Annotated in this window: 7 protein-coding genes; 2 read left to right on the top strand and 5 right to left on the bottom strand. The window is 40.1% G+C overall.

Going from position 1 to position 14,854, the window contains the following annotated elements:
- The first annotated feature begins 107 nt into the window (after window positions 1–107).
- Window positions 108–1,883 (top strand): aminopeptidase P family protein, encoded by a 1,776-nt coding sequence (locus tag NLF99_RS01945; RefSeq protein WP_254526557.1) that lies wholly within the window; start codon window positions 108–110, stop codon window positions 1,881–1,883.
- Between the two features lie 1,079 nt (window positions 1,884–2,962).
- On the opposite strand, the gene NLF99_RS01940 is transcribed toward NLF99_RS01945, so the two are convergent.
- Window positions 2,963–4,735, bottom strand: a complete 1,773-nt coding sequence (locus NLF99_RS01940; protein WP_254526556.1) for an alpha-L-fucosidase — start codon at window positions 4,733–4,735, stop codon at window positions 2,963–2,965.
- 171 nt (window positions 4,736–4,906) lie between these two features.
- Between NLF99_RS01940 and NLF99_RS01935 the strand changes: the two genes are divergently transcribed.
- Window positions 4,907–7,291, top strand: a complete 2,385-nt coding sequence (locus NLF99_RS01935; RefSeq protein WP_254526555.1) for a glycoside hydrolase family 3 N-terminal domain-containing protein — start codon at window positions 4,907–4,909, stop codon at window positions 7,289–7,291.
- Between the two features lie 33 nt (window positions 7,292–7,324).
- Here NLF99_RS01935 and NLF99_RS01930 read toward each other — a convergent pair whose 3' ends face one another.
- From NLF99_RS01930 to NLF99_RS01915, 4 genes are all read right to left on the bottom strand, one after another.
- A complete protein-coding gene (locus NLF99_RS01930; protein WP_254526554.1) occupies window positions 7,325–8,278 on the bottom strand; it encodes an exo-alpha-sialidase in 954 nt (317 codons plus the stop codon).
- Window positions 8,279–8,425: 147 nt separating this feature from the next.
- Window positions 8,426–9,856: an alpha-L-fucosidase gene (locus NLF99_RS01925; RefSeq protein WP_254526553.1), complete on the bottom strand. Its 1,431-nt coding sequence runs from the start codon at window positions 9,854–9,856 to the stop codon at window positions 8,426–8,428.
- Between the two features lie 74 nt (window positions 9,857–9,930).
- Window positions 9,931–11,520 carry a SusD/RagB family nutrient-binding outer membrane lipoprotein gene (locus tag NLF99_RS01920; protein ID WP_254526552.1) on the bottom strand — a complete coding sequence of 530 codons (1,590 nt, stop codon included), beginning with the start codon at window positions 11,518–11,520 and terminating at the stop codon, window positions 9,931–9,933.
- Between the two features lie 4 nt (window positions 11,521–11,524).
- Entirely contained in the window at window positions 11,525–14,839 is a 3,315-nt protein-coding gene (locus tag NLF99_RS01915; protein WP_214649436.1) for a SusC/RagA family TonB-linked outer membrane protein, read from the bottom strand.
- Between the last annotated feature and the right edge of the window lie 15 nt (window positions 14,840–14,854).

Raw genomic sequence — 14,854 nt, 5'->3', positions numbered from 1 at the left:
ACTGCACAAGTAGTACATTTAAATTGTAAAATTTCAAATGTATGATGAAGTAAATGTATTAATTGTGAGAGTTTTTATAACTTGCGGGGATTATTAAAAATTACATAATGAAATACATCGATAAGTTAGCTTCCATCCGTAAAGAGATGAAAGAAAAGGGTGTAGATGCCTATATAATTCCCTCCTCCGATCCACATATTAGCGAATACCTTCCGGAAAGATACAAATGCATAGCATGGACCTCTGGTTTCACCGGTTCCGCTGGGACATTGGCCATCACGCAAGATTTTGCGGGTTTATGGACAGATTCTCGTTATTTTGTTCAAGCAAATGAGCAATTGGCGGGTACCGGCTTTGAATTAGTGAAGTTGCAGGTTCAAGGTAAAGCAGAATATGCAACCTGGCTTTCCAAGACATTGAAAAAAGGCGATACTGTAGCTTTCGATGGCAATTTAGCTTCTGTTGCGGTTGCACAAGCCGTAGCGTCTGAATTGAATCCCTTGGGCATCCATGTAAATGGTCATCTAGATCTTTTGGAACATATTTGGGATGGTAGACCTGAACTGCCTACTGAAAAAGCATTTCTTTTGGATGAAAGTACTACTGGACAATCTACAAAAGACAAAATTGCTAGCATAAAATCAAAGCTTAAAGATAAAAGGGCCGACCTTCATTTTGTTTCTTCATTGGATGATTTGGCATGGATCCTTAATATCCGTGGGAATGATGTTCATTGTAATCCGGTTGTATTGGGCTTCTTGCTGATTGAAGAGGATAAAAATACCTTGTTTATTGGTTCGGGGAAATTATCTCCTGCTGATATTTCTTCTTTAAAGGATTCTGGAGTAGAAGTCGCTGACTATCAGCAAGCATTTGAGACTGTAAAACAGTTGAAAGGCGAACGTATATTATTAGACCCCAAGCGTACTTGTTTTGCCATTTATGATTCTGTTCCAGAAAACATCGAAATTTTGGAAGATATGAATCCTTCAACGACATTGAAGGCTATTAAAAACAAGGTAGAGGTAGATCATACCCGAAATGCCATGATAAAGGATGGGGTTGCATTGACCAAATTTTTTAAATGGGTTGAGGAAAACGTAGCATCGGGAGAACTTTCAGAAATTTCTATTGCTGAAAAATTGCAAGGACTACGTGCTGCCTCCACGGGTTTTGTTGATATTTCATTTGATACCATTGCAGGTTATAAAGCCCATGGTGCTTTGCCGCATTATAAAGCGACAGAATCCAGTAATTCGGTTTTGAAACCTGAAGGTTTGTTGCTAGTGGATTCCGGTGGTCAATACCTGGACGGTACGACTGATATTACCCGGGTAATTTCTTTAGGACAGATACAACCTGAGGAGAAAATCGATTATACCATTGTTCTAAAAGGAACTATTGAGGGTTCTCAAGCTGTATTTCCTGTTGGAACTAAGGGATATTCCATTGATGCCATTACCAGAAGGCCTATCTGGGAAACCTTGCGCAATTACGGACATGGTACTGGACATGGGGTAGGATTTTTCTTGAACGTTCATGAAGGGCCACAGGTTTTCAATATGGCGGCAATCGATATTCCGGTTGAGGAAGGCATGATTACTTCCATTGAACCAGGTTTATATCGAGAAGGTCATTATGGAATCCGTATTGAGAACTTAGTACTTTCGAAGAAAGTGGAGAGTAATCAATTTGGTGATTTTATGGATTTTGAGACTTTAACGGTATGTTATATCGATACTGCGTTGGTTGATAAAAGCCTATTGGACCAAAAGCACATTGATTGGTTGAACCAATATAATGGCTGGGTCTATGAACAATTGTCCCCTAAATTGGATGATGCTGAAAAAGCTTGGTTGAAGGCGAAAACAAAAGCGATTTAGTTTTTTAGACATAAGACAATAGACACAAGACATAAGAGCTAAGCGGGATATTAAAATTTTATGCAATTGCTGCATGAATTTGAACCAGGATTGATGGGATGAGAGGATGGGCCAAGATCTGGGAAGGAATCAGGATTCCCTTCGACTTAGCTCAGGGTACTGGATGAGAGGATGGACCAAGATCAATATTCCGATGGTCGAGCGGCGTCGAGACCCGGCACAGGATTATTGTTGGTATTACATTCAACATTATATTCACAAAATTCGGGGTGTATCGCATAAGTCCGCCGCGAAAAAATAAATAGAAAAATATTTTCCATCGGGGTTCCATTATTTTAGCTAGCATGGCAGGTTAGCCTGGAGATAGCGCAAAAACGATGTTCGATTAATCGAACATCGTTTTTGCATTAACCCTATATTGTTCGATACCATTGCTAAAATAATTCTGCCCTTCCAAGGCAGTATGTCACAAAAATAGATTTTTCTACAAAATAATTATAGCTCTAAACACCTAGAAACACAGATCTAACACACTTGTCATTGGTGCGCAGGAAGGATCTCGGAGGTATACAAACTTCCCCTTTATTATAAAACAATAATGATTCCATTAGCGAACAGGTCCTACACCGAAGGTGTAGGATGACAAAATGTTGTGGACATTTACGTACAGATTCTTCACTAATCGTTCAGAATTGGATATTCCTGAGAGGGATTCAGAGCGCAGCGAAGAATCTATTTTTCATTTTTTTTAAGGATGGCTCTCATCCCGAAATCGTAAGATGAGGGAACTATTTTTTTCTTAATAAACCCTATATAGGGTTTTCAGAAAACTATTTCACCCACGCTGTGGGTTATCCGATTAACGATCCGATTTTCTACAAAGATGTCACCCCTTCCCGGGGTTCCCAGTTTATACAAACAACCATCCTTCCGCAGGAAGTCCTTTTGCAACCGGCTCATTTCCAGTGGCGGAGAGATGGATAGAATGTCGTTAACAGGCATGTTAATCTTGGTCCCTCCTCTCATCCGGTACCCTGAGCGGCGTCGAAGGGCATCCTGGTTCAAACCTGAATCCTTCCTTACTCTTTCTTTTTTTCAATCCATATTCTGTTAAATAGAATAGGGTCTGATGCTGAGAATTCTAGATTTACTTCTATTGGTTTTGTGATGCTGATCTTTCCTACCGGGACATCCAAGAATTCTTCTACATACCAGTTTTGATTAGGTTCGACCGTTACTTTTCCATTGGGAGCAGCAGATACCGTGAAGGTGCTTTCGATATCCTTGATGCTGAGTTGGGTTGTTTTGCCGGAACCATTATGTAAAGAGGTTTCTATGCTGTATTCACCAGCTTCTGGAAGATAAACCTTCCATTGCACTTTTTGGTTGGCCTTTAATACAAGGTGATCGGGTTTAGTACCATCAAAGGCCTTGAACTCCAGTCCTTTTGAAAGATGGTTCTTGGCATTTAATGAGAATCCGCCAAAGGTAGATTCAGCAACGACTTCAGTATTGAATTGAGGCTGGTCCATGGTTACTTTTAGGACCGATACATAGGGGTCAGGTTGTTCTTCAGGTACATGGATATGGATGATAGGACCCAACTGTTCAAATTTTACTGCTTGGGTTTTATTTCCTTTTAACAGCTCGATTTTGGTTGGTTTGCTCTGCAAACCTGTCACACGAAGGATTTTATCCAAAGGCCAATTATAGACGTGTAAATAAAGTTCTTTTGTTTTGTTGTTGATGGTCATTTTACCCCAGTCATGTTGGGAGAATCGGATTGGCAGACCATTGTTATAATAAACAGCTTGTCCATACTTATTGAGCCATTGTCCCATGTCCATTAATCGCTGAACGCCTTCATATGGCACAGAACCATCGGCACGGGGACCAATATTCAGGGTGTAAGAGCCATTCAAGCTAACATTGTTGATTAAGGATTGGAACAATTGATTGCTGGACTTCCATTCATTTTCCAGGGCATTGAATCCCCATGAATGCGCGATGGTTCCAGGTGTTTCCCAGATATGGTCGGTGTATGCGGATCCGAATTGATTGTCACCTAAAGTTTCAAAGTCTACATGTTCATTTTCAATCGGGAAACCCAGCCGTGAATTGATTAAACACTTAGGTTGTAATTCATGGATGAGGTTAGCCAGTTGATCCAGCTGTTCTTTTTTGATGATGCTCTGTTGGTAAGGAATCCACATATCAAACCACATCATAGCGATATCGCCATAATTTGTAAGCAATTCACGGATTTGAGGGATTACCTTTTCCTGCCAATACTGATTGTATTGAGCATCAGTCACTCGACCTGTGACTTCTTGGTTATGGTTCCAAGCATAGGGATGTTGCCAGTCGATCCAGTGGGAATAGTAAAAACATAGTTTGATATTGTGTTTTTTACAGGCTTCAGCAATTTCTTTTATGACATCTCTATTGGTTCCGCTAAGTTTTGGCAGAGAATAATCACTGACTTTACTATCCCAAAGTGCCACACCATCATGATGTTTTGAGGTAATGACAATATACTTCATACCGGCTTTTTTGGCTAGGAGTACCCATTCTTCTGGATTGATTTTATCCCAGTCAAACCTTTTTGCCAATTCACCATATTCTGCTTCACCGATACGGTTTCTGTATCGAATCCATTCCGCGTAATTATTGGGATGTCTTAACCTTTCGCCTTTCCAAATCCCTTCGGTTGCACTGTAGAGACCCCAATGAATAAACATGCCGAAACGGTCATCTTCCAACCATTGGGCTTTCTTGGTTTGGGAAAAGATATTGAGACTAGTCAATGTCAATAACAGGATCAGAAGGATATGTTTTGATGATGATGCCATGTTGGTTTTAATAAAATTGGGTCTATCCAAATATATGGAAAACTGAAAACATATTCTAATGAGATTGGTTAGCAAAAGATAGTTTATTTACCGCTAAAAGGATAAAATTGATTAAATTACCAAGATTATAATATGTAGATTTTTATCCCTAAACCCAAGCATTGTTAATAGATGAAAATTAAGATAAAAGGACTTTTGATTTTTGGTTTGATGGTAGCCTGTCAATCCACTTTACAAGCACAGGAACTTCCCTATAAAAATAAGGATCTTCCCGTAGAAAAACGGGTGGAAGACCTTTTAGGCAGGATGACCCTAGAAGAGAAGGTTGGTCAACTTTCAAAGGTTCTGGGTTGGGAAATGTATGATAAGAATGCTGGAAAAATAGGGTTAAGTCAAAAGTTTAAAGAAACAGTCAAGAATCAAAAGATCGGATTATTATGGGCAACATTACGCGCAGATCCATGGACACAGAAGACTTTAATCACAGGTTTGACTCCAGAGGAGGCTGCTAAGGCAACCAACGCCTTGCAAAAATTCATGGTTGATAGCACGCGCTTGGGTATTCCATTGTTACTTTCCGAGGAGACTCCCCACGGGCATATGGCTATTGGAGCGACCACATTTCCAACGGCCATTGGCCAAGCGAGTACCTGGAATCCGTTTCTGATCCAAAAAATGGCGGGGGTAATTGCTTCAGAAGCCTCCGCAGTTGGAGCCCATAATGGCTATGGTCCCGTTTTGGATCTAGCTCGAGAACCAAGATGGTCAAGAACAGAAGAGTCTTACGGTGAAGATCCTTTTTTAGTGGGGAAGATGGGCCAAGCCATGGTCAGGGGCATGCAAGGAGAGAAATTTGGTCAAGCAGGAAAGGTGTTTTCCACTTTAAAGCATTTTGTGGCATATGGTGTCCCGGAAGGGGGGCATAATGGAGGTAGTGTTTCTGTTGGTGAGCGAGATTTGAGGATGAATTATCTATTCCCTTTTGAAAAAGCAGTTAGGCAGGGAGCTTGGTCCGTAATGACGGCTTATAATTCCATAGATGGGATTCCATGTTCTTCAAATTCTTGGTTGTTGAATGAAGTTTTGAGAAAAGAATGGGGATTTAAAGGGTTTGTCGTGTCTGATCTATTGAGTATACAAGGTTTATCGGGAGGACATAATACAGCAGCAAATCCAGCAGAAGGGGCATCGCAAGCCTTGAATGCAGGATTGGATGTAGATCTAAGCGGTTCGGGGTATGGTAAGAATCTGTTGTTAGCTATCAAAGAAGGGTTAGTGAGTGAAGATGAATTAAACCAAGCGGTTGGAAGAGTCCTAACCACGAAGTTTCGCTTAGGTCTATTTGAAAATCCTTTTGTTTCAGAAAAGGAAGCCAAGAAGAAAGTGGCTAGTCCTGAAAATATAGAAGTTGCAAGACAAGTTGCTCGAGAGTCTATCATATTACTAAAAAATGATGGGGATCTTCTTCCTTTGAAAAAAGATCTCAAGCGAATTGCGGTGATTGGACCGAATGCAGATAATGTTTACAATCAATTAGGCGATTACACAGCGCCACAGGCAGATGGCAAGGTCAAGACAGTTCTGGCAGGGATTAAGGAGAAATTGGGAGCAAGAACTGAAGTTGAATATGTAAAAGGGGCTGCGATCCGTGATATGGGGCAGACCGATATCCCTGCTGCAGTTGCTGCTGCGAAACGTTCGGATGTTGTGGTCTTGGTTGTTGGAGGCTCAAGCGCTCGTGACTTTAAGACTTCCTATCAAGCAACGGGCGCTGCAGAGGTGGAAAGTAGCAAAAAAGGGATTTCTGATATGGAAAGTGGAGAGGGGTTTGATCGTGCTTCCTTGGATATGATGGGCGATCAATTGGAATTAATGCAGGCTATTCAGGCAACCGGAAAGCCAGTTGTATTGGTGGTTATTAAAGGAAGGCCATTAAACCTGAATTGGGCGGATGAACATATTCCTGCCATTCTTGATGCATGGTATCCTGGGCAAGAAGGAGGTACAGCAATCGCGGATGTGTTATTTGGGGATTATAATCCAGCAGGTCGACTTCCTATATCAGTTCCAAGGTCTATTGGGCAGTTGCCGGTATATTACAATCATCAAAAGCCCAAACATCATCCTTACATTGATGAAGAGTCTACTCCATTATATAGCTTTGGATACGGGTTGAGTTATACTGATTTTGAATACAAGAATTTGGAAATGGGTATATTAGAAGGGGATGAGGATGTAGTTGTGGAAGTTTCCTTCGATTTGGTCAATACCGGAAATTTTGATGGTGAAGAAGTGCCACAGCTATACCTAATCGACGAGGTCAGCTCCGCTGTTTCAGCAGTTAAACAATTACGTGGATTTGATCGGGTTCCTTTGTTGAAGGGAGAAACGCGAAAAGTTAGTTTTACCCTTGATCAAAATGATTTGAAGTTATGGACTGCAAGCAAAGATTGGCAAGTCGAAAAAGGAAAGTTCAAGGTATTGATAGGTCCAGCATCCGATAATATTAAGCTGAATGGGGAATTTGAGGTTATGGACAGTAAAAAATTGAAGTAAGAGAAAGGCCAGAATTAATTCTGGCCTTCTGTTTTATTTTGGGTTTAAAACCACATGTTTTACATTGACTCTATTGTAGGTATAAGTTATATGAATCTTGCCTTTGGAATCTTGGAAGATAGTTGGATAGCTGAATTCACCTTTATCATGATTTTCTAATTCCATGAACTTTTTCCAATCCCGTCCATCATTGGAAAAGGCAATATTTAATTTTGCTCTTCCTTCCCACCATTCTTTTCCGGGAATGTCAGGATTGTAAACAATCCAATATTGGTTGTTTACCGGTATGGCATCAGTTCCAGAATTGGGGTTGATCAGGTTTGTTTTTTCAAGATCTGACCAAGTTTTGCCATTATCGGTAGACCAAGATGAAATGACCGAACCTTCCCTGCTGCGGCAGAGCACTTGAATCTTATTGTCTGGATGTAAAATAACGCTTGGTTGAATGACATTCAAGGTTGATTCATGGTTGATTGGGTATTTTTTCCATGTTTTCATATTCTTGTCTGCAATTTCAACATGGGCAAGCCAACGGGTTTCACTTAATTCTTCACTGGATGGAGAAACAACGGTACCATTAGAAAGCTGTTTAGGTTTATTTTTGATTGGGCCTAAAATTCCATCAGGTAGTTTTTCTGCCTTTGACCAAGTTTTTCCATTGTCTTTTGAGGTTTTGACCATTCCCCACCATTCCCTTGGATTGGGGCCCACCTTATAAAAAAGATAGATGGTTTGATCGTTGTTTTTTCGGAAAAGCACGGGGTTCCAACATGGATAGGTTTTATCAGCGACTCCATCGGCCCAAATTGTTGGTTCTGACCATTTCTCTCCATCGTAAGTAGCTCCCCAGATCTTAACGTCTTGGTTGCCCTCATGGGTTCCTGCAAACCAACTGGCCAACAAAGTTCCGTCTTTTGCCTCTTCCATGGTTGAAGCGTGACATTGATCGAAATATTTGCCTTGCTCGAATATAAATTCAGATTTCAAAATGTTGGGTTGGGGCGATTGTGAAAAAAGATTTAAGTTAAAGAGAAGAAGGAGGATTATATAGGAGGTTTTCATACGCATTGATTTCAATTTAGATTACAATTTCTTATCCAGTATTTAAGATAAGAAATTGTAATCAGATAGTGGTTATCTTAAGCTGACTTGAATGGCTGTCGCATAATCTAGATTTTTGGCTGAATTCTGTACAGTGAGTATGTTTTCCTTTAGATTCCATTTTGCTTTTCCATTATGGCCTAGGATTTTCACTGCCTTAATTTTACTGTTGGCAGGGATTTGGAATGAGAAAGAGGTTGGAGCACTGTATTTTTCGCCTTCGGACAAGTGGAAAACGTTAATGGTTTTATTGTCTTTGCTACGGGTGTAGTAATATTCATTTTCATGATATGGAGCAACACTTCTTGTAGCGTAAATTGCAGACTCATTGATCTGCACCCATTTTGCCAATTCCTTAAGGCGATCGTATGCAGCCTGGTCAAAGTCTCCATTAGGTCCAGGAGCAATGTTCATCAGGTAGTTGCCACCTCGAGAAATAATCTTGACTAAGGTTTCTACAATCTTTTTTGTAGGCTTATATTGGTCATTAGGGACATAAGAGAAAGAATTTCCCATGGTGATACAGCTTTCCCAAGGAATATCTAGTGGATGTTCAGGAATAGCCTGCTCCGGTGTCACGTAATTCTCCCATTTTCCGGGAACAGTCCGGTCTACTACAATGATCCCAGGTTGATTTTTTCTTGCCATTCCACCGATACGGTCCATATCGATGTCCTGTTCGACCTTGATGCCGCGTTGCCAGTCCACGGATTGGTCAATGGTACTGAAGGGTCTGACCCAGCCCCCATCAAGCCATAGGATGTCAACTTTTCCATATTCGGAGGTCAGTTCATTGATCTGGTTGTAGGTGTAGTTTTTGAAATTGTTCCAGCGTTCTGGATATTTAGTAGGGTCGTAATTTACATTTCTGTCTTTTGGTGGGAAATAAGGCCACCAATAGTGTTCTGTGTGCCAATCAGGTTTGGAGAAATAGGCTCCTATTTTGAAACCTTCATTTCGGAAGGAATTGAAAATTTCTTTGGTGACATTGGCCTTTGGGTTACTAGAGAACGGGGTATTCTTGGAAGTGATTTTGTAATCGGACTCTTTGGTGTCAAACATGGCGAAGCCATCGTGGTGTTTGGTTGTAAATACGACATATTTCATTCCGGCAGCTTTTGCTGCATCAGCCCATTTTTGGGGATTGAAATCTACAGGGTTAAAGGACTTCTGTAGGTTTTCGTAATTTTTTACATATTCAAAATAGGTTTTTCCGTGTTCGGGTTTACGTTGGGTCCAGCCTTCATCTTCAGGGCAAATACTCCAACTTTCCACGATTCCCCATTGGCTGTAGGTTCCCCAGTGCATAAAGAGCCCAAACTTCATGTCCTGCCACTGCTCCAGATTCTGGATGACCTGTTGATCAGTAGGTTTTTGATAACCCGCGGAGACGTTGTGCGCTTGGCCAAAAGAAAGGGATGAAGCAAGGAGGAAAGCTGCGGTAAATAATGTTGATCTCTTCATTGGTATTAAGTTTAGGGGGTTGATAAAAGAAAAGCCACGCGAAGTGGCTTTTCAAATAATAATTAGTTTGGGCATTAATTTACATCCCAGAATAATTTTGTATTAACGTTGTCTTGATCTTTGATAGCGTTGTAGTTTTCTTGATTGTACGTGATTTCATCTTGAACCATATTCCATTTTACAGGAACTGTTTTTTGGAAATCTGAAGTTTCAACACGGAATGCAAAAGTTGGGTAGTTTAATCTTCTCACCTCCGACCAGTTTTCTACAGATTGGATAATGTTGAAGTGTAACCATTTTTGCATAGCGATCAATTGGAGGTTGTTTGTTCCCCATCCGATTTTATTGATATAAGCTGTTGTCTGAGCAGTAGTTGGAGCAGTAGGTTTTGCTACGGTTCCATCATTACTGATGTTTCTCAAGGAAACCTGTAGTTCAATGGATTCTTTGATCGCTTTTTCAAAACTAGCTTTTGCTGCTGTCGCGTTTCCACTGTTCAATTGATTTTCTGCTTTCAAGAAATCAACTTCTGAAGCCGTGATCAAGATACCAGGGAAGTTCTGGTTGCGAGAATAAGTAGATCTGTTATAGATGGCAATCTTACTCGGGTTAGCAGGTGTTCCAGCAATCTGTGATGATTGAACAGCACTTGTTAGCGATTGATCTAGACCGATGAAAGCTCCATTAGCACCAGCGCCTGGTTCAAACATAAATGGAAGTCTTGGATCTGCATTGTTTAACATGTGGTCAATCATTACTTTTCCAGCAATATTGTTGTTCCAGCTTTCAATTGCATCCCTAAATCCTCTTGCATTCACATCTGAGGCATTGTTGAAGATATCAATTTGGATATTATCTGCATTCGATGCTAGGACAGGGAATTTTGTTGGATTACCTAATATTTCATTGATTTCTTGGGTAGCTCTAGCAGAAAACTGTGAAGCTTTTCCAACGCGAGTCAGCATACGTAATCTTAAGGAGTTACAGTATTTTTTCCACAAGTCTACATTTCCGGAGTTAACCAAGTCTTGAGTCTTGAAAGAACTAACTACTGCTGCTGGAAGGGTATAAGTGCTCAACTCAGTACTGATAGATTTTAAATCGTCTAACATAGCAGTATAGATATCTGCAGCCTTGTCAAATTTTGAGTAGGAGATGGTATAATCACCACCATTTGTACTTAACATACCAGCTTGAGACCATGGAATATCGCCATGTAAATCCACTTGTTGTTGCGTTAGGTCATAGAAAAAGACCTTTGCAGTCAATAAGAAGATTTTCTTCATTGCCTTTTCATCATCAGGGCTAGCGTTGTACACTTTTTCAAATTCCCTGAACTGTGCCAATCCTCTATAGTATCTTTCCCAACGATCGTTAATTGCGGCCATACCTGGCGTTAATTGATCAGTGGTGTTTGCCCAGCCAATCGTTTGTAGATAACGGTGAATGGTTGGAGAAAGAGTTACAAAGTAATTTCTATAGGTTGGAACGACTAGTTCGATATAGCCATATTGTACACCTGTATATTGTTTTTCGATGGTTGAACTCGTTACTTTAGAAGGGTTCCGATATTCAGCATCAAAGGACTCTTTTTTACAAGAGGTTATCGTTGCTAGTGATGCAGCCATTAATCCCGCGATCACCAATAATTTGTTTGTTTTCATAATTTTAGAAGCTTGCACGTAACATGAAACCATAAGTTCTAGTTGCAGGAGAAGTACCCGCATTAGTAACGTTGTTTACCCAATAAGAACCACCTGTCATTTGTTCAGGATCTAAATCTTTCATTGATCTATAAATGAAGAATAGGTTTCTTGCAAATGCAGAGATCTGAAGGTTTTTAGCTCTTAAGCTTTTTGCTACAGAAGCAGGTAATCTATAACCCAAAGAAAGTTCTCTTAATTTGATGTAATTGTTTTTCTGAACATACAAACCGTAGTTTGAGTTAGAGTATTGAGGACCTCCCCAGTTGTAGGTTTGAGCGTAGTAGAATGCTTGAGAAATGATATTGGTATTTGGAGAACCATCTGCTAAAACGCCGTCCATTACCATACCATCGTGGAATACTTTTTCACCAGCAGGGCCAGCGTTTCCAGTTGTTGCAATACCTTTACCATCTTTGATATAGTAGCTTAGACCACCGTGCTCAGCATCCATTGCTGTAAGGGTTTCTTCCAATAGACCACGAGATTTCATCCAGTTGATACCAGTAGGCATGGCATGTCCGCCCCAACGGAAGTCGATCAATGCATCTAAAGTGATGTTTTTGTAAGTAAAAGTATTGATGAAACCACCTGTTACTTTTGGCATTGCATTACCCGCTTTAACCCACTCATCTGGATCTAATTGATAAAGACCATTATCATTAACAATCTTTTTACCACTTGCATCATACACATAAGGGTGTACCATGATGTCACCCATAGATTGACCTACGTTAGCAACTAATCTTGCTGCAGAACCATCGTAATCTGCTAACATTAATTGGGAAGCACCACCAGGAAGAGCTTCTACCTTATTGCGGTTGAAGGCAAAGTTTAAGATAGAGTTCCATTTGAAGTTATCATTTGAAATAGGAGCTCCGTTTAATGCAAATTCGTAACCTGTGTTTCTCAATGTACCTACGTTTGCTAGGATTGAGTTAGAACCTGTAGAATAAGGAAGGGTATAGTTTAAGATCTGGTCAACGATTTTACCGTTATAATAGGTAATGTCTAAACCTAATTTGTTATTGAACAATCTTGTTTCTAAACCGATTTCCAATTCGTGTTTGTTTTCAGGTTTGATTTTTTCATTACCGAAAGAAGAAGTTGGGATCTGGGTATACAATACTGATGCATCCGTTCCTTGATTACCCAAAGTAGCTTGGGAATAACTTAAGGCACTTAAATAGATATCAGGGTATTTACCCACGATACCATATGAACCTCTTAATTTAGCATAATTGAAGAATTCAGGCATTTGGAATGCTTCATTTAAGATAATACTGGTGTTTACGGAAGGGTAGTATAAAACGTTGTTATCAGGGTGCATTTGAGAAATTTGCTCTCTTCTTAATGTACCTTCTACAAACCAGAAATCTTTAAAGTTAAAGTTGATGGTTCCGAAAGTAGCATCACGTAAAGAGTTCAATTTTGTTGAGTTACCTCTTGAAATATTGTTAGACGCACTGATATCATACCAATTTCTAACAGATAATCCACCGTCGGTATTTGCTGATAAATTCGTAGTATTCAATTTAGTAGCTGTATAACCAAGCATTGCACCTAATTTTACATCTTCGGTGATTTGCTTGCTGTATGAAGCCAATAAGTCGGTGTAGTAAATATTTGCAGTCGTATTATTAGATGCATAGTATCCAGACTGTCCGAATGCTACCGGAATTTCGTTTGGTTGTTTATCATCTGTTTTTAAGTTCGTCATATCTGCAGAGAATCTACCGCGGATAGAGAAGTCTTGTGTTACTTGCCAAGTGTTGGTAAATGATCCGATCACCCTGTTTGAGTATTCATCATATTGTCTAGCCAAGTTATTCCACATGAAGTCTAATACGTCAGCTTTGTAGCCATTGTGTCTTAGGTTTTCTCCAGGTGTCAAACTTTGGTTAGAACCAGTTACATATTTATAGCCAAGGCTAGTGCTGTATCTGTCCAAATACCACTCTGGGTTATCGAAGGTCGAGATCATACCTGTAAAGTTGTTTACAAGACGGTCTGTCAAGAATGGTCTGTTGTGGGTATGTTGATTAACATAGTTTACTACGATATCTGTGGTCAATTTATCCCAGAATTTCATAGTTGAATTGATACTAGCGATGTTCTTCTTGTTGTATGAAGAAAGTGCGGTCATTTCGTTGTCTTGTCTAGTCAACGAGAACCTTGTGTTTGCTTTATCACTTGTATGCGATAGGGCTAAGTTGAAGATGGTATTATTTGGGTTGTTGAATAGTTTGCCATATGAATTTTGCGCTACATAAGGTCTAACTTTACCATCCCAAGAAACAACAGGTTGGCCGTCGAATTTAGGACCAAAGTTAATTGTTGCCCCTAAAAGACCTCTTTTTACACCATCAACTGCTAGATCATCACCATAATAGAAGAACATGTCTTCGCCTTGGCCTGCATCAGCATATTGAGTTGTATAACCAGGACCTCTCACATCTTGAAAGCGAGGTAAGTAGGCAATTTGGTCATGGGTATATGTTGCATTAAAGTCGATTGCAACGCCTTCTCCACCTTTACCAGATTTAGTCGTCACCATAACTACCCCATTTAATGCTTCGGAACCATATAATGCGGCTGCAGAAGCACCTTTAAGCACAGTGATGGATTCGATATCTTCAGGGTTTAGGTCTTCTAATCCGTTACCTCTTGCTCTTTGGTCACCCCAGTAATTAGAGTTATTGAAGGTAGTAGTTCTCATTGGAACACCATCAATAATAATTAATGGCTGAGAGTTACCGGTGATCGAGTTGACCCCACGGATATTGATGTTAATACCAGAAGTAGCACCACCTGGAGCTGCAGAAATACGAACACCTGGCGCTTTACCATATAATGCACCTGCAAAGTTAGGTGATCCTGTTTTGGTCAATTCTTTTGCTTCTACGGTACTCATAGCATAACCTAATTCCTTAGGTGCTCTTTTGATACCCATGGCAGTTACCACGACTTCATCTATGTTACCAGCATCTTCCTGCATGGTTACATTTAAGGTGGAAGAAGTAACATTCACTTCTTGTGTTTGATAGCCTACGCTGGTGAAGCGTAGTTTTTGGCCATTATTGGCTTCGATGGAGTAGTTTCCATCCATGTTGGATTGAGCTGCTTTGTTTGTTCCAACAACAGACACACTCACTCCTGGAAGACCTGCTCCATTAGGATCTGTTACTCTCCCCGTAACAGTTTGTTGTGCAAATAACGAAGATAAGCTGAAAAGCATAACTAAGGTTATACTGCAACATTTTGAGTAAAAATTGCTCATTTGTTGATGTTTTAA

Origin of the sequence: Sphingobacterium sp. LZ11T8, from assembly GCF_024261425.1 — a bacterium.
Classification (GTDB): Bacteria; Bacteroidota; Bacteroidia; order Sphingobacteriales; family Sphingobacteriaceae; genus Sphingobacterium.
Note: the sequence above shows the minus strand (reverse complement) of the source record. Positions and strands in the feature narration are given on the sequence as shown.